The 24,614-nt window shown below is 67.6% G+C and carries 21 protein-coding genes; 14 read left to right on the top strand and 7 right to left on the bottom strand.

Going from position 1 to position 24,614, the window contains the following annotated elements; genetic code table 11:
* Nucleotides 1–4: 4 nt before the first annotated feature.
* Genes RU01_RS11460 through RU01_RS11445 form a run of 4 tightly spaced genes read right to left on the bottom strand, consistent with a single transcriptional unit; the run spans nucleotide 5 to nucleotide 6,300 of the window.
* Nucleotides 5–3,865, bottom strand: coding sequence for an ABC transporter ATP-binding protein (locus RU01_RS11460; protein WP_231568680.1), 3,861 nt, complete (start codon nucleotides 3,863–3,865; stop codon nucleotides 5–7).
* Nucleotides 3,862–4,644: an ABC transporter permease gene (locus RU01_RS11455; protein ID WP_042574683.1), complete on the bottom strand. Its 783-nt coding sequence runs from the start codon at nucleotides 4,642–4,644 to the stop codon at nucleotides 3,862–3,864. The genes RU01_RS11460 and RU01_RS11455 overlap by 4 nt, the downstream gene beginning before the upstream one ends.
* Nucleotides 4,641–5,609 (bottom strand): ABC transporter ATP-binding protein, encoded by a 969-nt coding sequence (locus RU01_RS11450; RefSeq protein ID WP_052493245.1) that lies wholly within the window; start codon nucleotides 5,607–5,609, stop codon nucleotides 4,641–4,643. The genes RU01_RS11455 and RU01_RS11450 overlap by 4 nt, the downstream gene beginning before the upstream one ends.
* Before the next feature lie 7 nt (nucleotides 5,610–5,616).
* Complete coding sequence (locus RU01_RS11445) at nucleotides 5,617–6,300, bottom strand: membrane protein (protein WP_042574682.1); 684 nt, start codon at nucleotides 6,298–6,300, stop codon at nucleotides 5,617–5,619.
* Nucleotides 6,301–6,373: 73 nt separating this feature from the next.
* Here RU01_RS11445 and RU01_RS11440 point away from each other — a divergent pair, with 73 nt between their 5' ends.
* The 11 genes from RU01_RS11440 to RU01_RS11395 all read left to right on the top strand — a co-directional run bounded on the left by RU01_RS11440 (nucleotide 6,374) and on the right by RU01_RS11395 (nucleotide 13,026).
* Nucleotides 6,374–7,222: a helix-turn-helix domain-containing protein gene (locus RU01_RS11440; protein WP_042574681.1), complete on the top strand. Its 849-nt coding sequence runs from the start codon at nucleotides 6,374–6,376 to the stop codon at nucleotides 7,220–7,222.
* Entirely contained in the window at nucleotides 7,219–7,638 is a 420-nt protein-coding gene (locus RU01_RS11435) for a VOC family protein (RefSeq protein ID WP_042574680.1), read from the top strand. Before RU01_RS11440 ends, RU01_RS11435 begins: the two co-directional genes overlap by 4 nt.
* A gap of 129 nt (nucleotides 7,639–7,767) precedes the next feature.
* The gene (gene infA / locus RU01_RS11430; protein WP_005140011.1) at nucleotides 7,768–7,989 is read left to right on the top strand and encodes a translation initiation factor IF-1; all 222 of its coding nucleotides are present in this window, start codon (nucleotides 7,768–7,770) and stop codon (nucleotides 7,987–7,989) included.
* Nucleotides 7,990–8,089: 100 nt separating this feature from the next.
* Entirely contained in the window at nucleotides 8,090–8,203 is a 114-nt protein-coding gene (gene rpmJ / locus RU01_RS22480; protein WP_026917227.1) for a 50S ribosomal protein L36, read from the top strand.
* A gap of 172 nt (nucleotides 8,204–8,375) precedes the next feature.
* Nucleotides 8,376–8,750, top strand: a complete 375-nt coding sequence (gene rpsM / locus RU01_RS11425; protein ID WP_042574679.1) for a 30S ribosomal protein S13 — start codon at nucleotides 8,376–8,378, stop codon at nucleotides 8,748–8,750.
* Entirely contained in the window at nucleotides 8,750–9,163 is a 414-nt protein-coding gene (rpsK, locus tag RU01_RS11420) for a 30S ribosomal protein S11 (RefSeq protein ID WP_042574678.1), read from the top strand. The genes rpsM and rpsK overlap by 1 nt, the downstream gene beginning before the upstream one ends.
* A gap of 20 nt (nucleotides 9,164–9,183) precedes the next feature.
* Entirely contained in the window at nucleotides 9,184–9,789 is a 606-nt protein-coding gene (gene rpsD / locus RU01_RS11415) for a 30S ribosomal protein S4 (protein WP_042574677.1), read from the top strand.
* Nucleotides 9,790–9,906: 117 nt separating this feature from the next.
* Entirely contained in the window at nucleotides 9,907–10,968 is a 1,062-nt protein-coding gene (locus RU01_RS11410) for a DNA-directed RNA polymerase subunit alpha (protein ID WP_042574676.1), read from the top strand.
* 39 nt (nucleotides 10,969–11,007) lie between these two features.
* The gene (gene rplQ / locus RU01_RS11405) at nucleotides 11,008–11,595 is read left to right on the top strand and encodes a 50S ribosomal protein L17 (RefSeq protein ID WP_042574675.1); all 588 of its coding nucleotides are present in this window, start codon (nucleotides 11,008–11,010) and stop codon (nucleotides 11,593–11,595) included.
* Between the two features lie 62 nt (nucleotides 11,596–11,657).
* Complete coding sequence (truA, locus tag RU01_RS11400; protein ID WP_042574731.1) at nucleotides 11,658–12,497, top strand: tRNA pseudouridine(38-40) synthase TruA; 840 nt, start codon at nucleotides 11,658–11,660, stop codon at nucleotides 12,495–12,497.
* A gap of 10 nt (nucleotides 12,498–12,507) precedes the next feature.
* Entirely contained in the window at nucleotides 12,508–13,026 is a 519-nt protein-coding gene (locus RU01_RS11395) for an NADPH-dependent FMN reductase (protein ID WP_042574674.1), read from the top strand.
* Here RU01_RS11395 and RU01_RS11390 read toward each other — a convergent pair.
* On the bottom strand, nucleotides 13,002–14,678 hold the full coding sequence (locus RU01_RS11390; protein WP_042574673.1) for a type VII secretion protein EccE: 1,677 nt from the start codon (nucleotides 14,676–14,678) through the stop codon (nucleotides 13,002–13,004). The two genes, RU01_RS11395 and RU01_RS11390, sit on opposite strands and share 25 nt — an antisense overlap.
* A gap of 53 nt (nucleotides 14,679–14,731) precedes the next feature.
* On the opposite strand from RU01_RS11390, the gene eccB reads away from it, so the two are divergent.
* The gene (gene eccB / locus RU01_RS11385) at nucleotides 14,732–16,135 is read left to right on the top strand and encodes a type VII secretion protein EccB (RefSeq protein WP_042574672.1); all 1,404 of its coding nucleotides are present in this window, start codon (nucleotides 14,732–14,734) and stop codon (nucleotides 16,133–16,135) included.
* Here the strand turns inward: eccB and mycP are convergent.
* Together mycP and eccD are read right to left on the bottom strand one after the other, a co-directional pair.
* Nucleotides 16,116–17,438 (bottom strand): type VII secretion-associated serine protease mycosin, encoded by a 1,323-nt coding sequence (mycP, locus tag RU01_RS11380; protein WP_052493244.1) that lies wholly within the window; start codon nucleotides 17,436–17,438, stop codon nucleotides 16,116–16,118. The genes eccB and mycP overlap by 20 nt on opposite strands.
* Complete coding sequence (gene eccD, locus RU01_RS11375; RefSeq protein WP_082043051.1) at nucleotides 17,435–18,928, bottom strand: type VII secretion integral membrane protein EccD; 1,494 nt, start codon at nucleotides 18,926–18,928, stop codon at nucleotides 17,435–17,437. Before eccD ends, mycP begins: the two co-directional genes overlap by 4 nt.
* 274 nt (nucleotides 18,929–19,202) lie before the next feature.
* On the opposite strand from eccD, the gene RU01_RS11370 reads away from it, so the two are divergent.
* Together RU01_RS11370 and RU01_RS11365 are read left to right on the top strand one after the other, a co-directional pair.
* Nucleotides 19,203–23,114, top strand: a complete 3,912-nt coding sequence (locus RU01_RS11370) for a type VII secretion protein EccC (RefSeq protein ID WP_042574729.1) — start codon at nucleotides 19,203–19,205, stop codon at nucleotides 23,112–23,114.
* Nucleotides 23,111–24,613, top strand: a complete 1,503-nt coding sequence (locus tag RU01_RS11365; RefSeq protein ID WP_042574670.1) for a type VII secretion-associated protein — start codon at nucleotides 23,111–23,113, stop codon at nucleotides 24,611–24,613. The genes RU01_RS11370 and RU01_RS11365 overlap by 4 nt, the downstream gene beginning before the upstream one ends.
* Nucleotide 24,614: the final 1 nt, after the last annotated feature.

Here is a 24,614-nt window from a genome sequence, read left to right as displayed (position 1 = left end):
TCGCTCAGCGCACGGCACCGTCAAGGTTAGACCTTCCGCCGGGCGGCCGCGTGGCCGCGTCGCCCTTGTGACTGGCCTCACCGCGACGTGGCGAACTCGAACCATCGGGGCTCGGGTGAGCCACATCACTCGGTGTACTGCTGGTGCGTCCTTCGGTGGATGCCCATAGTTCGGCATAGAAACCGTCGGATGTCACCAACTGCTCGTGGGTTCCTCTCTCGACGATGCGTCCGCCGTCGACCACGACGACCGAATCCGCGCGCGCCGCGGTGGCCAGACGGTGAGCCACGATCACCGACGTCCGTCCCCCGGTCACGGTGCGACCGGCGTCGAGGACGGCCCGTTCGGTGGCCGGGTCGAGCGTCGCCGTCGCCTCGTCCAGCAACAGGATGTCGGGATCGACGAGCTCGGCTCGGGCCAACGCGATGAGTTGTCGGGTGCCGGCGGACAGACCGCGGCCGCGCTCGCCGACCGGCGTCGCCATGCCGCGCGGTAGTGCAGCGATCGCGGGGAGTGCGCCGACAGCTCGTGCCGCGTTCTCGATGTCCGCACGCGTCGCATCGGGTCGACCGAAGGCGATGTTCGACGCGATCGTCCCGCTGAACAGGTGCGCTTCCTGCGGAACGACGCCGAGCCGGCGTCGGTAGTCGCCCAGCGGGTAGGACCGCAGCGACGCGTCGTCGACCCGGACGTCGCCGGTGGTCGGATCGTAGAAACGCGCGATGAGTTTGACGATGGTGGACTTCCCGGCCCCGGTACGACCGACGAGTGCCAGGGTCGTGCCTGCCGGTACGTGCAGGTCGACCGAGGTCAGTGCGTCACGCCCCGCTCCGGAATACCGGAACGTCACATCGTCGAGTTGGATGTCGCCCCGCAGTCTCGCGGGCACCGCGACCTGTGCGTCGCTCTCGCCGTTCTCGATCGAACTGCGGGTGGCGAGCAGATCACCGATACGCGTGAGTCCCACCGATGCCTGCTGGTAACCGTCGAACACCTGCGACAACTGCTGGATCGGTCCGAACAGCAATCCCAGGTACAGCACGAACGCGACCAGCGCACCTGCGGACGTCTGCCCGTCCGCGACACGGTAGGCACCCACGAAGACCACGGCGGCGAGGGCCAGATCCGACAGGAACGCGATGAACGGGAAGAACACCGAGATGGCGCGCTGGGATCGCATGCGACTGCGTCGATAGGCGTTCGACTTCACCAGGAATGCCTCCGCGGCCACGGCCTCGTGGCGGTACGCCTGCGATACCCGGAGCCCGGTGACGTTCTCCTGGAAGTCGGCGTTCACCGCGGAGATGCGTTCACGCGACTGCGAGTAGGCGCGGGAGGAGATCCGACGAAACACCAGCGTGGCGACGACGAGCACCGGCACGACGGACAGCGCGACGGCCGCGAGGACGCTGTCGGTCAGGATCAACGCCAGCGAGACGCCGACGATGGTCAGCAGGCTCACCACCGCCGTCGACAGTCCGGTCTGCATGAATGCGGACAGGGCGTCCACGTCCGTCGTCATTCGCGTCATGATGCGGCCGGACAGCTCCCGCTCGTAGTAGTCGAGGCCAAGCCGCTGCAGGTGTGCGTAGCTGCGGACACGAAGTCCGAAGAGGACGCGCTCGCCGGCTCGCGCGGTGATGACCGTCATCACCTTGACGACGATCCAGTCCGCGATCACGAGGGCGAGTGCGACACCGGAGACCAGGGCGAGCACCGCGGTCGAGCGCTCGGCCACGCCGTGGTCGACGGCGAACCGCACGATCGACGGGAACGCGATGGTGACCAGTGAATCGAACGCCAGACACACCATCACGGCAGCGAGAAGTCCCGCGACGGGCGCGAGCGTGCGTCGCAAGGTGAACGTGGACTCGTCGCGTCGTGACGCTGCGGTGTCCACTCCGGGATCCTCGTCGGCGGGGTCGAGCCGATCGAGCATGTCGTACATGGCCTCGGTCGGTGTCGAACCACCGAGCGACGACGCCATGTGGCCGCCCGCCCCGGGCGGACCGCCGCCGCCCGCACCGTCCACCTCGGAGCTTCTGGCCGGGGTCGAGTCGAAGGTGGTGTTCTCACCGTCGTCCGGCCACACCGACAGCTCCGGGGAACGGTCCGGGGCAGCCGCCTCGGTGGCGGCACCGGACATCAACTCGCGGAACAGCGCGCACCGCTGATCGAGCTCCGCCTCGGTGCCGATGTCGACGATGCGGCCCGCGTCCAGCACGGCGACGCGATCTGCCAACGACAGGGTCGAGCGGCGGTGCGCCAGGATCACTGTCGTGACGCGGGGGCCCGATCGGAGCTGGTCGAAGATGGATGCCTCGGTGCGAGCGTCCACGGCGGAGGTGGCGTCGTCGAGAACCAGGATGCGCGGTGACGCCAGCAGCACCCGCGCGAGAGCGATGCGCTGGCGTTGACCACCCGACAGCGTCAGGCCGCGCTCACCGACGGTGGTGGCGTAGCCGTCGGACAACTGCGAGACGAACTCGTCGGCGTGGGCGCGGACGGCCGCGTCCCGGACGGCGTCGTCCGTGGCACCTTGCGCGCCCAGTGCGATGTTGTCGGCGACGCTGCTCGAGAACAGGAACGGCTCGTCGAAGGCGACGCCGACCGCGGCGCGGAGGTCGTCGGCGGACACATCGGCGATGTCGACGCTCCCGTGCGCCGAGACCAGCTCGATGCTGCCGTCGGAGGGGCGGTAGAAGCGGGGGAGCAGCATCGACAGAGTCGACTTACCGCTGCCCGACGGCCCGACGAGGGCGACGGTCTCACCCGGCTCCACCGTCAGATCCAGCCCGTCCAGCACCGGCTGATCGGGGTCGAAGCCGAAGCGCACTCCCTGCAGGCGCAGACCCAGGGGACCGTCGGGAACGGCGACCGGGTGCGCGGGCTCGTCGTGGACGGGCGTGGTGTCGATGACGCCGTAGACGCGTTCCACGGCTGCGCGGGACAACTGGGCCATGACCACCACGGAGGTGAGGGTGCGGGCGACCGCCGCCATGGTGGCTACGTAACTGGCGAAGGCGAGGAACGTGCCGATGGTGATGGACCCGTTCAACGCGAGCCATCCGCCCAGCGCGACGATGCCGACCAGTCCCAGCTGGGGGAGGGCGGCCATGCCCGGCGCGAACCGGGAGTTCACCACCGCTGCCCGCAGGCGTTCGGCGTAGAGGCGTCGACCGATGGTTTCGAGAGTGTCGACGGCGCGCGTCTCCTGCCCGAATCCCTTGACCACGCGGACGCCCGTGACGGTTTCCTCGACGTGTCCCGCGAGTTCCGCGGCGCGCTGCTGAGCCGACCATGTCGCGGCGTAGAGCATCGGCCGTCGGCGGACCACGAGAACGGCTATGGCAGGGACGACAGCCAGCGCGACCACCGTCAGGAGCGGCGACAGGTAGGCCATCACGCCGAGTGCAAGCAGGAACTGGAGCAGCGCGCCCGCGGACAGCGGGACCATTGCCAGCAGGCCCTGCAGCAACTGCAGGTCGGTGATCGATCGGGACACCACCTGCCCCACCTTGATCTCGTCCTGGCGGGTGCCGTCGAGTCGATGCAGTGACGCGAGCAGTCGCTGGCGGAGATCGTGCTGCACGTCGATCGACAGCGCCCCGGCCAGGAGTCGACGTCCGAACTGGCACGCGAAGCGGACGACGGCCAGCCCGGCGATGGCGACGACGATGGCGACGATGGCATCGGTCCGGCTGCGGGACGCATCGTCCACGGCAGCGCGCGTCAGCAGCGGGAACGAGATGTCGATCGCCGCCGCCACGAAGGTGACCGCGAGTGCGCCCACCGCGGTACGGCGATGTGCGAAACAGTCGGAGGCCAGTCGGGAGATCCAGCCGCGAGGCTGCGTCTCGCTCACGTCAGGTCTCGGCGCAGGGTCCGGAGCCACCCCGCCGCGGCGAACGCAGCCGCCCACAGCAACAGCACGATCACCGCGGCCGAGAACGGGAGGACGGACGCGCTCTCGCCCGCTCGGTCCGCGGCCAGTACGCCTACGGTGGCTGCGCCGGGAAGCACGGATGCAGCGCTTTCACCACCAACTCCGCCGAGGACGGCGACGACGATCAACTCGCCGACGGGAACCCACGCCACGATGGCGACGGCGGCCCATGTCGGTGATCCCATCAGCAGTCCGAGGCCACATCCGAGGACACCCCACAGAGCGGCCACGACGACACCGAGTAGACAGATCGCGACGACGAGGCCGTCGTCGACGGGCAGGGCTCCGCGGCCAAAGACGGCGAGCGACGCGAGGCTGACCAGGACGGCGACAACAGCGTAGGCCGCTCCGACCGCGGCGCTGACCAGGATCTTCGCGGCCACGACCTGTCCGCGTCGCGGAGCGGCCAGGTACGTCGTCGTCGCGGTTCCGTGCCGTAGATCCGACGCGGAGTGCACCGCCCCGAACACGGCGGCGAACAGCACCGTGGATCCGACGGTGACGTACAGGCCGATCAGAGCGGCGAAGCGATCGACGTCCTCGACGTCGGACAGAGCGTCCGACGACGCGATGCCCGCGTACACGGCACTGGCGAACGCGCCGATCACGACGGGCGCCAGTCCCAGTGCCCACCACGTACGCAGCGAGGTGACCGCGCGTATCTCCGATCGGAGAAGGCCCGAGGCCGTGACGCTCATACTCGCGCTCCCGGGTGCGACGGGACGACGCCCGGAAGAGCCGGCGACGAGGGGTATTGCGGCCGAGTCATCGACAGGAAGATCTGCTCGAGGGAGACGGCGGACTGCTCGGTGCCGAAGACTGCGACGCCCCTCGAGTCCGCGACTCCACGAACGATGTCATCGCTCGCACCGGTGACCACGAGTCGTCCGTCGTACCCGAGCGTGGCGTCGGTGAAGGACGCCGCTGCCAGTCCGAGTGCGAGTGCGGCGGGGTTCGAGCAGGACACCAGCACTCGCACCGGGTGCGTGCTGCGAAGATCCGCCAGGCTGCCGTCGAACACCACGGTTCCGGCGCTGAGGATCACGACGTGGTCGACGATCTGCTCGATCTCTCCCACGAGGTGGCTCGACACGAGGACGGTTCGCCCCGACCGAGCGAATCCACGAAGGAATTCCCTCAGCCAGGCAATGCCTTCCGGGTCGAGACCGTTGGCCGGTTCGTCCAGCACGAGGATGTGCGGATCACCGAGCACTGCGCCGGCCAACGCGAGGCGTTGCCGCATTCCCAACGAGAAGTCGCCGACGCGGCGATCCGCGACGTCGTGCAGTCCGACGAGGGCGAGAACCTCGTCCACACGGGAATCAGGCACTCCCAGGACGGGTGTGTAGGTGCGGAGGTGTCTCCTGGCGGTGCGGCGGGGATGGGCGCCGGCGCCGTCGAGCACCGCGCCGACCACGCGTCCGGGGTCGGTGAGACGTCCGTAGGGGACACCGTCCACCGACGCATCGCCACTGTCCGGTCGGACCAGCCCCAGCATCATCCGCAGCGTGGTCGACTTGCCGGAACCGTTCGGTCCCAGGAAACCCGTCACGGATCCACGGGGGACCGAGAAGCCGACCTGCGACACCGCGCGGACACCACCGAAACTCTTGGTCAACGACCGTGCTTGCAGCGCAGGCTCGATCGTCCCGGAGATATCCACCCGGCCGTCAGTCCGCATCGACTACGCCGGGAGCGTCCTGCCACCGCAGCGGCGGAGGTCCGAAGGCCTCGCGTGCGTTCTTGACGACGCCCTTGCCGAGCACGCGGTTGCCGGCCCCTCCGACCACCGCACCGATGCCCGCGGGCAACATGGTGCCGAGCATGACCGCGCCACGCTTGGCCGCGTACTTGGTGACGAACTTCTGGATCAACTTCTTGTTCAGACCACCGAGGTTCGCGCCGGGAATGCGCGAGGTGAGGACCTTGCCGATGTTGCCGCGGCCGAGTGTCTTCCCCACGATCTCGCGCCCGGACTCACCGAGCGCGACGGCCAGGACGAGAGCCCGTCGCTGCTCGTGATCGTGAACCGCGATGCCGTGCACAGCAGCGATGGACAGTGTGAGAAGAGCCGACGCCTCGACGAAGAACGCCGTCTCGGCGCCTACCGCGGCCACCGATGCCACGGTTCCGACGCCCGGCACCGCGGCGGTGGCACCGGCGGCGCCTCCGCTACCGGTGACGGCCGTCAGAAACGTTTTCTCCATCCGCTCGACGATCTGCGCGGGGGAATCCTCGGGGTGCGCACGCCGGATGCGCCAGACGTACTTCTCGACAGCGGGACCCTGGAGGCGACTGCCGTTGTCGAGTATCGACACGAGCGCCTTCTCGAGTCGTCCTGGATCGTCGGCCATCGACTGGTCCTCCTCGTCGTCGCGTGCGCCCGATTGCCGTGCGACCTCGCACGTACCGTTCTACCGTGTGCCTATGACAGGCGTGTCGGACGGATCGGTCGCGCTGCCGGCGCGGTCGCTGCGCCCGTTCGTGCGTCGATACGAGGGCTACCGCCTGTCGGGCTTCCCGGCGGGTTCCCACGTGGGAATGCCGTCGGTCGATCTGACGATCATTCTGCCCATCGGGGCACCGTTGACGATCTCTCGTACGGCGATGATCGATCAGAGCCCCGGAGAGTTCGGCGCGCTCGCCTCGGGTCTCGGCGTCGAACCGGTGGTCATCGAGCACGACGGCTACCAGCACGGGATCCAGATCTCGCTCACGCCCGCCGGATGTCGGGCGTTGCTGCACGTCCCGCCGGCGGCGCTCCGCCAGTACATCGTCTCGCTCGACGACCTTCTCGGTGACGACGCGCCCCGACTTCTCGACGGTGTTCACGCAGCATCCGGATGGGCGGCGGCGTTCACGGTGGTGGACCGGATACTGGTCGGTCGCCTGGGCCGGGCGACGCTCCCGGATGCTCGTCTCGACCGCGCGTGGATACAGCTGACCGGTCCGGCATCGGTCACCGTCGGGCAGGTCGCAGCGGATGCAGAGTGGAGTCGGCGTCGCCTCGAGACTCGATTCGCATCGGAGTTCTCGGTCACTCCGCGGGATGCGATCCGACTCGGCCGGTTCACCCGTGCCCATGCGATGCTGCGCGCGCCGGAGCCGCCGCGGTTCGCGGAGGTCGCATCGGCGTGCGGGTACTTCGATCAGGCGCACATGGCGCGCGACTGGCGTTCTCTCGCGGGGTCGGCGCCCTCGGTGTGGCGCGCGAACGAAGTGTTCGCATCCGTACAAGACGACAGCACCGCGTCGGCGACAGGATCGACGGTATGACGAATACACAGAGCACCGACTCGACGCCGTCGCTCCTCTTTCCGGCCCTGCGTTATCGCGATGCACGGGCGGCCATCGCCTTCCTCGTCGACGTACTCGGCTTCACCGAGGCCGCCGTGTACGGCGAGGGAAAGCGTGTCGATCACGCCGAACTGGCCCGAGCCTCGGGTGGGGCCGTGATGCTGGGTTCGGCGCGCGAGGACAGCACCATCACGGGCTTACCGCCCGGAGTGGGCGCCGTCTACGTCGCCGTGGGACAGGACGAGCTGACGCGACTGCACGATCGTGCGCGCGAGGCCGGCGCCCGTATCGTGGAACCGCTGCGGGACGAGGACTACGGCGGCCAGGGTTTCACCTGCCTCGATCCCGAGGGTGTGCACTGGTCCTTCGGCACCTACCGTGGCCACGGCGGCTGACTCGGTCGGCGCTGGTTTGGCCTGGTCGTCGCGACCCGCTAACATGGAACGTCGGTGCGTTTACTCGTGCCTGCATGAAGTGTGGTTACGAGTCGTCAATCAGGTGTGCAAACCAGGATCGCGGAGGATATGGCAAAGAAGGACGGCGCAATCGAGGTCGAGGGCCGAGTAGTCGAACCCCTGCCCAATGCGATGTTTCGCATCGAGCTGGAAAACGGTCACAAGGTGCTCGCTCACATCAGCGGCAAGATGCGGCAGCACTACATCCGCATCCTCCCCGAGGATCGCGTCGTAGTCGAGCTGTCTCCCTACGACCTGACACGCGGGCGGATCGTCTACCGCTACAAGTAGTCAAGAGTCCCCGGTTCCTCGCGAGCCGGGGATCAACCATGTCCGAGGTTCGGCGCGCACGCGCGGTGATTCTCGGACGCGACCAGGAGATCGAACAGACGTGAAGGTCAAGCCGAGCGTCAAGCCGATCTGCGAGAAGTGCAAAGTGATCCGCCGTAACGGCCGGGTCATGGTGATCTGCGAAAACCTGCGTCACAAGCAGCGTCAGGGCTGATCAACCCCCTCTCGAAGATCCACTTGGCACCACATGCAAGAAGAAGACCTCCCAGCACCAGCTGCCCACACGCGGGCAGTACACCCTCGGCCGCGGAGGCCGGGGCCCCGAGCACCACATGTATGGGGACGGACTGGGAGCAGACCTCCGCACGAATGAAGGAAACCGCCACATGGCACGTCTAGCCGGTGTGGATCTTCCGCGCGAGAAGCGCATGGAGATCGCACTCACGTACATCTACGGCATCGGCCGTACCCGTTCGCACGAGATCCTCGCTGCCACGGGCGTCAGCCCCGATCTGCGCAGCAAGGACCTCTCCGACGAGGACCTCACCAAGCTTCGCGAGTACATCGAGGAGTCGCTCAAGGTCGAGGGCGACCTGCGCCGCGAGGTGCAGGCCGACATCCGTCGCAAGATCGAGATCGGCTGCTACCAGGGCCTTCGCCACCGTCGTGGTCTGCCCGTTCGTGGACAGCGCACGAAGACCAATGCGCGCACCCGTAAGGGACCGAAGCGCACCATTGCCGGCAAGAAGAAGGCGAAGTAATGCCCCCGAAGACACGCACCTCCGGTCCGAAGAAGACCCAGAAGACGCGCCGCAGGGACAAGAAGAACGTCCCGCACGGCAGCGCGCACATCAAGAGCACGTTCAACAACACGATCGTGTCGATCACCGACCCGGCCGGAAACGTCATCTCGTGGGCGTCCTCGGGCCATGTCGGCTTCAAGGGCTCGCGCAAGTCGACTCCGTTCGCTGCACAGCTCGCCGCCGAGTCCGCTGCCCGCAAGGCGCAGGAGCACGGCGTCAAGAAGGTCGACGTCTTCGTGAAGGGTCCCGGCTCCGGCCGCGAGACCGCGATCCGTTCGCTCCAGGCGGCAGGCCTCGAGGTCGGCACCATCTCCGATGTCACCCCCCAGCCGCACAACGGCTGCCGTCCGCCCAAGCGCCGTCGCGTCTAGCGGGAAGGAAGTAACAGAACATGGCACGTTATACCGGACCCATCACCCGCAAGTCGCGTCGACTTCGCGTCGACCTCGTCGGAGGCGACCAGGCTTTCGAGCGTCGCCCGTACCCGCCCGGCCAGCACGGCCGCGCGCGTATCAAGGAGAGCGAGTACCTGCTCCAGCTGCAGGAGAAGCAGAAGGCACGCTTCACCTACGGCGTCATGGAGAAGCAGTTCTCCCTGTACTACAAGGAAGCGAACCGCCTCAAGGGCAAGACCGGTGAGAACCTGTTGCGCATCCTCGAGACGCGTCTCGACAACGTCGTCTACCGTGCGGGCCTCGCTCGCACGCGTCGTCAGGCACGTCAGCTGGTCACGCACGGCCACTTCTTGGTCAACAACAAGAAGGTCGACATCCCCAGCTACCGCGTCTCGCAGTACGACATCATCGACGTTCGCGAGAAGTCGCTGAGCACGCTCCCGTTCCAGATCGCCCGTGAAACCTACGGCGATCGCCCGGTGGCCGGTTGGCTGCAGGTCGTTCCGAACCGTCTCCGCATCCTGGTCCACCAGGAGCCGGAGCGTTCGCAGATCGACATCGCGCTGACCGAACAGCTCATCGTCGAGTACTACTCGAAGTAGGCCTCCGGCCCGTGCGCCTCACGTGTCATCCCCTCGCGGGAACACGCGAGGCGCACGGGGCGTTGACCGCCCCACCACGAGCGTCAAATAGCGGACGCTCTTCCCAGGAGGACATCAATGCTCATTTCTCAGCGACCCACGCTGACCGAAGAGGTCATCGCTGACAACCGCTCGAAGTTCGTCATCGAGCCCCTCGAGCCTGGCTTCGGGTACACCCTCGGCAACTCGCTTCGCCGTACGCTTCTCTCGTCGATCCCCGGCGCTGCTGTCACCAGCATCCGTATCGACGGCGTTCTGCACGAATTCACCACGGTCCCCGGCGTCAAGGAAGATGTCACCGACATCATCCTGAACCTCAAGGGTCTCGTCGTGTCCTCGGAAGAGGACGAGCCGGTCACCATGTACGTCCGCAAGCAGGGCCCCGGCACTGTCACCGCGGGCGACATCGTTCCCCCGGCCGGCGTCACCGTGAACAACCCGGATCTGCACATCGCGACCCTGAACGACAAGGGCAAGCTCGAGATCGAGCTCGTCGTCGAGCGTGGCCGCGGATACGTCCCGGCAGTGCAGAACAAGGCGTCGGGCGCAGAGATCGGCCGTATCCCGGTCGACTCGATCTACTCGCCCGTCCTCAAGGTGACGTACAAGGTGGAAGCCACCCGTGTCGAGCAGCGCACCGACTTCGATCGGCTCGTTCTCGATGTAGAGACCAAGAACTCCATCACCGCGCGGGACGCGCTCGCTTCGGCGGGCAAGACCCTGGTCGAGCTGTTCGGGCTTGCCCGTGAGCTCAACGTCGAAGCAGAAGGCATCGAGATCGGACCCTCGCCCGCCGAGGCCGATCACATCGCTTCCTTCGGTCTGCCGATCGAGGATCTGGACCTCACCGTCCGGTCCTACAACTGCCTCAAGCGCGAGGGTGTTCACACCGTCGGCGAGTTGGTCGGCCGCACCGAGTCGGATCTGCTGGACATCCGTAACTTCGGACAGAAGTCCATCGACGAGGTCAAGGTCAAGCTGCATTCGCTCGGCCTCTCGCTCAAGGACAGCCCCGCGACGTTCGATCCGAGCACTGTTGCCGGATATGACGCCGCTACCGGTACCTGGAGCGACACCGACAACGCCGTGAGCGATGCCGACGGCGCCGAGCAGGACTACGCCGAGACCGAACAGCTCTGACGCACACGCGTCGCGAGCTCTTGATCAGGAGATATTGACATGCCCAAGCCCACCAAGGGTCGCCGTCTCGGCGGATCGGCGTCGCACCAGAAGGCGATTCTCGCCAACCTGGCCACGGCGCTGTTCGAGCACGGACGGATCACCACCACGGAGTCGAAGGCCAAGCGCCTTCGCCCCTACGCCGAGAAGATCATCACGCACGCGAAGGCCGGCTCGCTGGCTCACCGTCGTGAGGTCATGAAGGACATCCGCAACAAGGACGTCGTTCACACTCTGTTCGCAGAGATCGGCCCGCACTTCGCCGAGCGCGCAGGCGGCTATACCCGCATCATCAAGACCGTCCCCCGCAAGGGTGACAACGCTCCTCAGGCCATCATCGAGCTCGTTCGCGAGCAGACGGTGTCCAACGAGGCGGACCGTGCTCGTCGTGTCCAGGCATCGCAGGCCGCGCCTGCCGCCACGAACGACGAGACCGCCGCTGACGAGGCTGCATCCGATCAGAACGTCGTCGAGGCCGTCGAGGCCGAGGCAACCGACGCTCAGGTCGCGAATGCAGACGCCGTCATCGAGGGTGTCGAGGCAGAGGACGCTCACGCGGCCAACGCCGATGAGGCAGACAAGAAGTAAGAGTGTCCACTACGGACTCCCTGGACGAGCCCGCCACCCTCACCGGTGGCGGGCTCGTTCGTTTGCGTCTCGACATCGCCTACGACGGAACGAACTTCGCCGGATGGGCGCGACAACGCGACCAGCGGACCGTGTGCGGGGTGCTCGAGGAGCGGCTGACCGCGATCTTCGGGGTGCCTATCGAACTCACGGTCGCCGGACGGACCGACGCCGGCGTGCACGCCGAGGGTCAGGTCGCCCACGTCGACGTCCCGCGAGAAGCGTTGCGACGCATAGATCCTCGTAATCCGGACCGTGCGCCGGACCTGTCCCTGCTGGTACGGCGGTTGGCGCGGTTCCTGCCGGCGGACGTGCGCGTCATGGCGGTGTCCGAGGCGTCCACACACTTCGACGCTCGCTTCTCCGCGCTGCGGCGCCATTACGAGTACCGGTTGTCCACGGCCCCTTTCGGGGTGTCGCCGCTCCGCGCGGGATCCGTGGTGCCGTGGACCCGCGCACTCGACGTGGCCGCGATGCAGGAGTCGTCCGCCGTCCTACTGGGGCTGCACGACTTCGTGGCGTTCTGCAAACGCCGTGACGGCGCCACCACCGTGCGCGAGCTGCAGCGGTTCGAGTGGGTCCGGAACGGTGACGATCTCACCGCCTTCGTCAGCGCCGATGCGTTCTGCTGGTCGATGGTGCGGTCTCTGGTCGGGGCGATGCTGGCGGTGGGTGAGGGACGGCGTGACGTCGCCTGGGTACGCGGCCTGCTGTCCAGCGATGCCAGGTCCAGCTCGATCACCGTGGCCCCTGCTCACGGATTGTCTCTGGTACGCGTCGACTACCCGGCGGAGGATCGGCTGGCCGAACGGAACGCGACGACGCGAGCGACGCGGTCGATGCCCGGCGGCTGCTGCGGTTAATCTCGGCGGTATGGCACCAGTTCTCGGCGTGATCATCGGCAGTGTCCGCGAAGGGCGAATCGGTCCGACCGTCGCGGCGTGGTTCGTCCGGCAGGCCGTCGCCGACGGCCGGTTCGAGGTGAGGGTCCAAGATCTACGGGACGACGACGGCGGTTTCACACGGTGGGTCGGGGAGAGCGACGCGTTCGTTCTGGTGACGCCCGAGTACAACCACGGGTACTCCGCGGCGCTGAAGGGTGCCCTCGACTCGGTGAAGTACGAATGGCGCGGCAAGCCTGTGGGTTTCGTGTCCTACGGCGGTTCGGCCGGGGGAGCGAGAGCTGTGGAACAGTTGCGACAGGTCGTCGCCGAACTGCACATGGCGTCCGTGCGAGACGCACCGCTGTTCGCGCGCGTGAAGAAGGCCTTCGACGAGAACGGCGACACGACTGACGGAGCCGCCATGGACGCCGCCGCTCGCATGATCGACCAACTGTGGTGGTGGCGTCGGGGCGACGCGTCGACCTATCCGGGTGCGAGACTTCGCTGACGGATAGTCGTTCGCGGACGGCCGATGGCTTCCGTTTCCGCGGCAGTGGTCACCAGGCGTAGAGCGATACTCCGGTGCCCGACGGTGACGACGACGTGATCACCGCTCGAATCCGCCTGGTCGATCTCGATGTCCGCGTCGCCGGATCGTCGGTCGGTATCGACGTGGAGGACAGTTCCACCGGTGGGAACGGGCCGAACGGAGGGATGGTCCGCGACCATGAGGTCCGCGTCGTGACCCTGCGAGGATTCGACCGCGACCACGCTCAGCGTTCCGGAGTCCGCCAGGGACGCAGCAAGATGACGCCACGCGTGGTGACGATCGGTGACGACGACGACGGTCGCACCGATGGCCACCGCTCGAAAGACGATCTGATGCACCAGGTACAACTCGGCCCGCACCCTGATCGACCGAATCGCAGGCCCGTAGACGCGCATGGCGACCGCTGATCCGTGTCCGTCGACACCGAGGATCTGGCCGCAACCCGCGACAGGAAACACCAGCGGGTCCAGGGCATTCGGATCGACACTGCTCGTCGGGAGAGCGATGCACGCCGTCGACGGAAGGATTGCGTCGAAGCCTCGATGCTGCTCCCCGTCCAGCGTCGCCGACCCTGTGACGTCCCGTTCGACAGGGACCGCGGCGCACTGACCGTACGAGCCGACTACCGACACTGCGTCGCCGTCGGCGCGCGTCGTGACCGACATGGCGGTGACGGATGCATCGCGATCGAAGACATCGTCGACGATGGAGCTGGTCCACAGATTCGGGCGCAATCGCCGGGAGGTCCATGCCGTCCCGCCGAGCGTGGCCGCCCGCCACGTGGTGCGCACATGGCGACGAGGTGTGCCCGAGGAGACGAACAGGTCCGCATCGGCGATGGCGTCGGCCGTCAGAAGCGTGGCCTCGATCCCCAGCGTGCCGAGGATGTGCTGCAGGCGGGACATGTGACGCGTCAACACCGTTGCGCCACCGCTCACTCCGCCTCCGCGTCGACTTATCCCGGACGCGCCGTCGTGGACATCCATCGAGAGCGACAACCACGTTCGGCGATGTGACACCGATGCCAGTGTTCCCGCCATCGACGAATACGCGTCGGACGCGCGACGGCCTCGAACCGGACGTGATCCCACAGTCGTCACCCCCAGGACTATCGGCGCCTTCGTTCGGCTCACACTGTCCGACAGAACACGGAACGGGACCGAGACGTCCGAGACGATTCCTTCCCCGCCCACAGTGGTCCAGCCGCCGATGCCGGTGACACCCAGCTCGGCGACGACGGACAGTTCGGACCCGTTCCACACGACGCCCGTCGGGAGTCCGCGCTGCTCGACAGTCACCAGGGTGCGCGCGTCGAGCGGCGACCTGCCGCGCCGCCGCAGGAGGTACCGAGCCGCGGCCGACAGGTATGCGGCCACGGTGCGGCCGTCGCGCGAGACGGAGAGAACTGCAGCGACGAACAGGGCGGATGCGATCGCCGCGACCGCGGAGCCCGCGAGGGCGACGAGCCCGCCGACCACGACAGCGATCGCCTGGATCGCCAGCACTGTCCGCGCCGAGTTCATCCCCGGGTAGCCGAATCGCATCATGACTCCGATCTCCTGCTCGATGTACTGTGCCTTGACGCGGCCCGTCTCCGATGGGTTCCGCATGCCGGCCGGGGGGCCGGGGCACGGTCACACGTGCTCTGTGGGCAGGGGGATCGATGGCAGCGACACCGACGACACGATGGCAGATCGGCGCACACCGCTTCTCCGTTCGACGGCTCGACCACGCTCTGGTTCTCGGCGACACCTCGATGCGGCACGACCCGATGCGGTCGTCGTCTCGGGCATCCATGGTGGGAATCGTTGTCGCGGTGTTGATCCTGGCCGGCTGCGGAATTCTGGCGTTCATCAGGCCGGCCACGAAGATCGGTGACGCGTCCATCGTCATGAGCAAGGACGACGGTGCATTGTTCGTCGTCGAGGACGACGTCCTGCATCCTGCTTTCAATCTCGCGTCCGCCCGGCTCTTCGTCGGTGCAGCCGACGATCCGGTAGCCGTCGACGCGCGCGAGATCGCCTCCAAGGCACGGGGACCGGCGATCGGAATAGGGGGAGCACCTCAGACCCTGCCCGTCGGATCCGAGCTGTTGGTGTGGTCGGTGTGCGAGTTCCGAAGCACCGATGGCAGCGGTGGAACCACGGACGTGTCCATAGTTCCCCTCGGTTCGTCGGGGGAACCCGGCCGCCGAGCCTTCGAGTCCGACGACGCTGTGCTGTGGGCACGCGACGGGGTCGACTATCTCGTGTACGACGGTGTCCGGGCACAGGTGGACCTGCGCGACACGGCGGTCACTCGCGCGCTGGGCCTGGACGATGCGATACCCGTCCGAGTCGGTGCCGGGCTGTTCGATGCAGTTCCGGAGGTCCCTCGGATCACAGCCCCGGTCATCACCGACGCGGGAAGTACGGCGCCGTATCCCACCGGGGGCCGGCCCGTCGGGTCGGTGGTGACGGTCGACCTCGGTGACCGTAGCCAGCACTACGTCATTCTCTCGGACGGGATCCAGGCAATCGGGCCGGCGAGTGCCCAACTGCTCAGATTCGCCGACTCCGCCGGTCGGGTGGGCGTCGACGCGGTTCCGCCGGATGTGATCGCGCGCGCTCCGAGGAGCGCGACGCCTCTGGCCATCGGTACATTTCCGGACCGCCCGCCGAGATTGATCGACGCGACATCCTCCACGTGCGTCGAATCGAGCGCCGCCGGAGTGGGCTCGGATTCCGGTGCAACCGTTGTTCTGACCACGGGGGAGCCGACAGACAGGACGACGGCAGTGATGCTCGGGACCGCCGACGGCGCCGGCGACGGACTGGACACGGTGACAGTCGCTCCCGGGACGGGGGTGTACGCCGTGAGTACCGGGATGGCAGTCGACGACGTGCGGCGAGATTTCCGGTTCTACGTGGCCGACACCGGTGTGCGGTTCGGTGTTCCCGACGACGACGACGCGGCGGCGTTGGGACTGGGTGAGCCGGTGACCGCCCCGTGGCCGATCCTGGAACTTCTCCCGGCCGGACCCGCTCTGGCACGCAGTGATGCGCGAACTACTCACGACGGTTCTTGACGTCGAAAAGCGCTGCGCAGAAACACAGTGACGCAAGTGCGAGGATCACACCCGCGGAACCGACGAGGGCGACCGTCGCGTTGCTGCGGTCCTCGGGCGGTGTCGTCACGCGTGCGTCCAATCGCGTCGCCGGTCTGTTCTCCGGTTCGTCCTCCGCGGTGCCGGTGACGGCGGCGACCGGGTCGAGGCTGCCGAAACCGACAGCCGAATCCCACCCACCCGCCGGCGCGTGGGCGGTGCGAACGATACGTGCGATGACCTCTCGGGCGGACATGTCCGGGTAGCGAGATCGAACGAGGGCCGCCGTGGCCGATACGAACGGCGTCGCGAAGCTGGTTCCGGTGAAGGGACTGAAGCGCCCTTCCTCATCCAGGGTGCCGTCGGCCAAGCCCTCACCGGTCGGGCTGAGGGAGGTGACGTCGGTGCCCGGTGCAGCGATGTCCACCCATGGCCCGGCGAGGCTGAAGGCCGAGGGTGTGCCGTCCGCATCGAGTGAGCCGACCGTGAGGACGTAGTCGTCGAATCGGGCCGGCGATGCGGTGGTTCTCGTTGCGGGGGAGTCCCGGCCGGCCTGTCCGCGCATCGTGTCGTTCTGATCGCGACACCGACTGCCGTCCAAATTGCCTGCCGCGACGACGATCACGGCGTCCTTGACCACGGCCGCGTACTCGATGGCGTCGGCCAGGGCGTCGTCACCGAGCGGCGTGCCCACCGGAGCGCACGCCACCTCCGAGATGTTGACGACACCCGCCCCCGCGTCCACCGCTGCTCTCACCGCCAGCGCCATCGAATCGACGTCCCCGTAGCCGGATGACGTCGACCCGTCGTCGCGGGTCTCACGCTCTGCGGAGACGGCCGAAAAAGCACTGCTCGACTGTCGGATGGTCAGGATGTCGGCGTCGGGCGCGCCGCCGACGAACCCGGATCCCGGCGACGGTCGCGCTGCGATGAGTCCGGCCACGACGGTGCCGTGCGCGTCGCAGTCGGTCGAACCGTCACCGTCCGAGACGAAGTCGCCACCCGCTATCGCGCCGGGAAGCAACGGATGTCGGGCGACGCCGGTGTCGATGACGGCAACGGTCTGACCGGCGCCCCGTGTCAGGCCCCAGACGTCGGAGAATCTCAGCGACTGTTCTGCCGGGGATACGACCGTGCTCGGCGCGACGACCGACACCGCGGCACAGTCGGTTCGCTGTTCCGTCGGTTCCTCGGGGTCCGCCGCCGACATCGTGACGGACGATGCGCGGAGGACGAGAAATGCGAGGACGGCCACGACGATCGACAGTCGTACGCGGCCGGTCACAATCCTCGAACCGCCGAGAAGGCTCCGACGATCAGGCAGGCCAGGGGAACCACCGAAGCGACCGCGGCGAGTTCCGCGAACTCTGCCGTTCGACGGACGACCGGTGAGAAGCGGCGAGTCGGAACGACTACTCCCATGAGCACCGCGGCAATCGGAAGCACAGTCATGGTCGTCGACCACCACGGCCAGAGGTCCGGCCGCAGGATCGACCCGATCGCGGCGATCACCAGCAGAACCGTGACGCCGGATGCAAGGGCGACCGCGCTCCGCGCCCTGTCGGGTTGCGACCGTCCGCGACAGCACAGCACCGACGCGACGACGACCGCGAAGGCCAGACGCGCTCCGTCCACGGAGTCGGTGAGATCCTGCGTGGCGACGACGACGGCTCCAACTGCGGCGACCGCCGTCACGCCGCTGGTGTAACCCGTCAGGTACTGCTGCGCCGTCCGCGCACGTGCCGCGACCACCGGCACATCCGTGGCCGCCGAGTCGAGTTCGGCGGCACGAACCGCGGGCGACGGCCGGGTAGGAGACGACCTGCGGCCGACGGCATCGATGCCGGGCCGGGCGTCGCCGAGGGGGACCGGAGTCAGTCGGATACCTGCGCGGGCCGCGGACACGCGAGGGGTCCAGTGCACAGCGAGAAGGCAGACAGTGCAGGTGACAGCCGCTATGGAGACAGGGTGGATGTCGCTCAGTGCGGCAACGGCGGCAGTGACGCACCCCAGCATCGTCACCGTCGTGATCGCCGTGAAGAGTGCGCGACCGCTCTCGCCGGCGAACATCGACGTCATGACCGAGACACCGGCGGCGAGCGCGAATGCCAGCACCGAGTCGGCTATCGGATCGTCACCCGGCACGAGTGCCGCGCCCGCGCCGGCAGCAGTGACCCACGCGCCCAGTCGCAAACCGGTGACGATCGCCGGCGATACCGAGGTGGCGCTCGAACAGACGCCTGCGATGACGGCAGTCACGGCCGCGAGCACCACGGCCGACAGGCCCGCCCCCGCACCGGCCGCACCGAACACCGTCCAGGACGCCACCGCCAAGGCCCCCGCGACCACCAGGGCAGCCGCCGTGGTCGAGTCGGACGGCGACCACGAACGGGTGGCGCCCAACGCCGCGACCGCGTCGCCGACATCGTCGAAGACCGGAGCCGACACGGTCGTGCGGGTACAGAGAACCAGCGAATCACCGTCGTGGATCTCGTTGTCCAGCAACGACGATCTCATCTCGAGCGGCTCACCGAGGACGGTGAAGAAGACGATGTCATCACCCGTCAGGGTCTCGCCCCGTGCGCCGCCGATCAGCGCGGACAGTGCCGGAAGCAGTGCCACCAGCGCCAGTCCCGCCGGCACGCTCACGTCCACCTCGACGTCGTCGGACACCACGGTCACGCGCAGCATCCCTGCCCCGATGCGTCGTACTCCGACGTCGCCTGTCGCCGAATCGTGTCCGCCCCCGGGCACGCCTGCTGTCACTGTCGTCATCGAAAGTCCCCCCGAACCCTCCGAACCCACAACCGCAGCTTCCGCCGCGGCTCGTCCGAGCACTATAGGTCAGACCCGTGACAGCGCCCCGGGCCACGACGTCGGTGAACGGTTCATCCACAGCCTCCGGTCCACTCCCTGTCCGATGTCGGCAGTCGCGGTTACGGTCTGACACGACTCGCCGAACGGGGCGGCGGGCCGTGGGGGGAGTGACGTGGTTGTCGAGACGAGCAGGGACGGCGCAGTCGTCGATGTCCGTACGGTTCACCGGCGGGTGCAGAGATCGGATGCACCACGCGTGCCGTCCGGAGTCGTGGAGATCGAGGCACCTCCCGAGATTCCTCGTGTGGTTCCGGGAGATCCGCTGCTCAAGATGCTTCCGCTCGTGATGGTCGTGGCCATGGTCGGAATGGTGGCATTGCTGGTCACGTCCGGTGCGGCCGCCAATCCGATGATGTTGCTGTTCCCCGCCATGATGGTGGTGTCGATGCTCGGGATGTTCGCCGGCGGTGGACGCGGCGGCGGTCCCCGGGCAGCAGAGCTCGACGAGTCGCGCAAGGACTACCTGACGTATCTGTCCGAGCTCCGGCGCAAGGTGCGGGCGACAGGCCAGGCCCAGAGTGCCTCGTTGGCGTGGACACACCCCGATCCGTCCACCTTGTGGACTCTCGTGGGTACGACGCGGATGTGGGAGCGCCGCGCTGCCGACGACGACTTCGTACACGTCCGCGTCGGAGTGGGTGACCAGCGACTGGCGACGAGACTCGTCTCGCCCGACACCGGTCCACAGGACGGGCTCGAGCCCGTCTCGGCGTCCTCGCTGAGATCGTTCGTCCGCAACCACTCGATCGTCCGGAACCTGCCCACCGCGGTATCGCTGCGTGCGTTCTCCTGTGTCCGGTTCGAGGGCGACGACGAGTCTTCACGTGCGCTCCTGCGGTCGATGATGCTGCAGGCGTGTCTCTTTCATGGACCGGACGACGTAGCTGTGGTCGTGATCGTCGGTCCGGACGCGATCACCGAGTGGGACTGGGTCAAATGGCTTCCCCATCACCGGAACCCGGCCGGGGACGACGGTGCAGGTGCCCGCCGATCGACGTACCGGACGGTGGCCGATGCGTCGGTCGACGTGGACGCTCTCCTGCACGGTCATGTGCTGGTGGTCGTCGACGGCACGGTGCCCGATGCGGCCGAGCTGACATCGATTCGTCGCGCGGAGTCGACTACGGTGTTCGATCTCGGCGGGTTCGTCCCTCCGACGTCGGACGAGAGAACGCTGGTCCTCGTGCTTCAGGACGGTGCTCTGGGAGCTCACGGCCGCGCCGGTGTCGAGATGTTCGGACTCGCCGACGGCGTGGATCCGATAACCGCCGCGACGGTCGCCCGCACTCTCGCTCGATACCGCACGTCGTCGGACAACGGTCGGACGGATGCGGCGGCACCGGTGTACGACAGGTGGGAGCGACTTCCCGGCATGTCGGAACCGGGATCCTTCGATCCGGCGACGTCGTGGGCCGAGCATTCCGGAAGGGCGCGCCTGCGCGTTCCTTTCGGCACCGACGAGCACGGACGCGTCGTGGAACTCGACCTGAAGGAGTCCGCCGAAGGCGGAATGGGCCCCCATGGTCTGTGCATCGGCGCCACTGGGTCAGGAAAGTCCGAGCTGCTCAGAACTGTCGTGCTGGGGCTCCTCGCGACCCATTCACCCAGTGAGCTCAACGTCGTCCTCGTCGACTTCAAAGGTGGGGCAACGTTTCTCGGACTCGACTCGGCGCCGCATGTCGCCGCGGTGATCACCAACCTGTCCGAGGAAGCAGGAATGGTCGAGAGGATGCGGGACGCCCTTGCGGGCGAGATGAACCGCCGGCAGGAGTTGCTGCGATCGGCCGGGAACTTCGCGAACGTGTCCGACTACACCAGAGCCCGCCTCTCCGGCGCACCGCTGGCTCCGCTGCCCGCACTCTTCGTGGTGGTCGACGAGTTCTCCGAACTACTCAGTCGTTTCCCGGAATTCGCGGATCTCTTCGTCGCGATCGGGCGGCTCGGACGGTCGTTGCACATTCACCTCCTCTTGGCCAGTCAACGCCTCGACGAGGGGCGCCTGAGGGGACTCGACAGCCACCTTTCCTACCGGATCGGACTGAAGACGTTCTCCGCCGCCGAGTCCCGTTCGGTGCTGGGCGTACCCGACGCGCACCACCTGACGGGTGGTCCGGGTGCGGGGTATCTCAAGACGGACTCCAGCGATCTGGTGCGGTTCACCGCGTCCTACGTGTCCGGACCGTGTGCACACGGTGGTCCGCTGGGTGATTCCCGTGGTGCGGCAGTGTCCACGTCCGGCGCGAGCGCGGCCGCCGGGATTCGTCTGTTCACGGCAGTTCCGGTGGCGCACGACGATATTGCCCCGGCTGTGCTTCTCGAGGTGCCCGAGCAGCGTTCCGGTCACGAGGCGCCGACCGTGCTGTCGGCCGTTGTCGCGGGGATGGTCGGACACGGTACGGCTGCCCATCAGGTGTGGCTCCCGCCTCTGGACGATCCGATCGCGCTGGGCAGCGTCGTCGTGCCGTTCGAGCCGGTGTCGCCGACGTCGCTTTGCGTTCCCTTCGCGGTCGTCGATCGCCCCTACGATCAGCGTCGAGACACCCTCGCGCTCGATCTGACCGGCGCTGCCGGCCACGTCGCGATCGTCGGCGGACCGCACTCCGGGAAATCGACTGCGGTCTGCACACTCGTTCTGTCCCTGGCCCTTCGCTACTCGCCGTCCGACGTGCAGATCCACTGCCTCGACTTCGGCGGGGGATCGGTCGGTCGTCTGCGTGAGCTTCCCCATGTGGGATCCGTCGCGACCAGATCGGACACCGACACCGTCCGCAGAATCGTCGCCGACGTCGCCGCGACCCTGCGTCGGCGCGAGACGTTGTTCCGGGAGCGCGCTATCGGGTCGATGGCCGAGGTGCGGCGAGGAAGAGCAACCTCCAGCGCCGACGTGACGGCTCCGGCGATGCCGGACGTTCCGGACCTGATTCTGGTGATCGACGGGTGGCAGACCATCCGTGCGGAGTTCGAATCGCTCGAGCCGGCGTTGCAGACGATCGTCTCCACGGGATTGTCGTACGGAGTCCACGTGGTGATCGCGGCGAGCAGATGGGCCGAGATACGCCCCGCGATCAAGGATGCGGTGACCACTCGAGTGGAACTCCGCATGGGTGACCCGTCGGACTCCGACATCGGACGCGCACGAGCCGCCGGTGTCCCCGAAGGTCGGCCCGGTCGGGGAATGACTCGTGAGGGTCTGCATCTTCTCGTGGCGTTGCCGCGGATCGACCGGGTGGGGGACAGCGCCGGCGGAACCGGCTCCGCGATCGCCGACGTGGCGCGTCACTGGGCGCACGTGTCGCCGGCACCGACTGTGCAGTTGCTTCCGCGCCTACTGGCGCGGGGTGATCTCCTCGCCGCGATGCCGTCATGGCCTCCCGCGTCGTCGACGTCGTTCACCGCCACGGTGCCTGTCGGCGTGGACGAGGACGATCTGGCTCCCGTTCTTCTGAACCTCGACGAGAATCCCCACTTCATCGTTCTCGGGGACGGTCGATGCGGGAAGACGACACTGCTTCGAACCGTGTGCGCCGGGCTCGTCGACGCGAACGACGCCTCATCCCTTCGTATCCTGATGATCGACTACCGCCGAACCCTTCTCGGTGACATCCCCGACGACCGGCTCGCCGGACACGCGTCGTCCGGCGAACAGGCCACCGCGATGGTGGCGGAACTGAGTACGTATCTCAGGCTCAGACTTCCCGGTCCCGACACCACACGCGAACAGCTGACGGCGCGGTCCTGGTGGACCGGGCCCGACATCGTGGTCATCGTCGACGACTACGACCTGGTGGTGACGCCCCACGGCAATCCGCTGAGCGAGCTGCTGGACCTGCTGTCCCGAGCACGAGACATCGGACTGCACGTCATCGTCGCCAGACGCTCCGGCGGTGCTGCGCGCGCGATGTACGAGCCAGTGTTGGCGCGTCTGCGCGACCTGGCGTCGCCGGGCATCGTCATGAGCGGGAACAGGGAGGAAGGTGTGTTGCTCGGGACGGCCCGGCCCACCGAACTGCCCACCGGCAGAGGGGTACTCACCGGACGCGGAACAGCCACGCTCGTGCAGACCGCCCTGACGGTGTCGGCGTGACGTCGGCGGTGGGAGTGCTGATCACGCGAGATGCCGTTCTGTGCTCGTGGTCGGGGGTCGTCTCGGCGACACCTGTCCTGCTCGCTCGACACGACGGTGTCGTACTCCACGGAGCGTCCGCTGTCCCGGTGTTGAATCCAGCGGACGCAGTCGGCACACTCGATGTCTTCCGGCACATCGACGACGAGCGGATTGCTCTTGCCGGTGGCGACGACGTCCGGACCGTCGATGTCCTCTCCGGCCTCGTCGACGACGCCGTCCGTCACGCCGGCGTCCCGAGCGGGGAGTGCGATCTGGTGGTGGTGCATCCACCGCACTGGGGCCCGGTCCGCCGGGACGTGCTCTCGGTGTCCGCGCGGCCGCATGCGCGAGACGTGCTCCTCGTGCCGTCGGCGATCGTCGCATGTGATGCCGCACAGTCTCTTCGGCCGTGTTCGTGCGATGCGCAGTGCCGCGTCGTCGTCGTGGACAGGGCTCCTCGTCGGACGACGGTGTCCACGGTCGTCACCTCGGCGGCGGGTCCGGATGTCGTCGCGTGTGTGTTGGTGGACGCGACGGTTCCGGACACGGAGGACATCGCCGTGTCGACGGGAATCGGGTCCGCGATCGACGACGCCTGCGCCGTGACGAGTGTGTGTCGCGTGATCGTCCACGGAGAATCCGACGTGGTATCGCTCTCCGATATCGAGTCCCTGACATCGGTGCCGGTCATCTCCCTCGACGACGGGGATCTTGCCGCTGCCGTCGTGCCGTGCGTGCAGCCGGTGTCGAACACTCGCACGGTGGTCGACGACATGTCCGTCGTGACCCCGCTTCCACCCGCGCGTTCGGGAGCGTGGCTGGCGGAACGGACGGCAGCGATGCAACCGACGCGACGATTCACCGACAGGCGTGTCCTTGTCGGTGTCGCGGTGTCTCTCGCTGTGGTGGCCTGCATCGCGGTGGCGACGGCGGTGTCCACACGGGGTGCCGACGATTTTCGAACGAGCAACGTTGCCGAGATGGTGGATGCCGTGCCCACCGTTCGCGCGGGCTCGGCTACATCCGGGCCACCCGTCACATCGACGGAAGCGTCGCCTCCGGGGCGCGAATTTCGTTCCGCCGGTCTGACTCTCACCGTGCCGACCGGGTGGCACGTCGAACCGGGCACCGAGAGAGTGCTGCTGAAGCCCGATGTCGCGGCGGGGATGCGGATCGTGCTGGTCACGCGGGAACTCGCGGTGGGCCTGGGCGTGGACGACGTCGCGGCCACGGTGAGTGCACGCATGGCCTCACAGGACCCGAGCAGCACGTTGGACGGCCTCACTCGAGGACCGGATGTGTCGCGGCACCCCGCACTCGTCTATTCGGAGAACGCATCCGACGGCTCCACGGTGGACTGGACGGTGATCGTCTCGCCGGGTGAGCAGACGAGCGTCGGGTGTCAGGCGGCCGCATCGAGCGAGGACGCGATGAGCGCTCTGTGCGCGGAGGTGCTGACGTCGATCGACCTCGAGTGAC

Origin of the sequence: Rhodococcus sp. MEB064 (assembly GCF_000834565.1) — a bacterium.
Classification (GTDB): domain Bacteria; phylum Actinomycetota; class Actinomycetes; order Mycobacteriales; family Mycobacteriaceae; genus Rhodococcoides.
The sequence above is the reverse complement of the archived record's forward strand: the minus strand, read 5'-3'. Positions and strand labels throughout refer to the sequence as shown.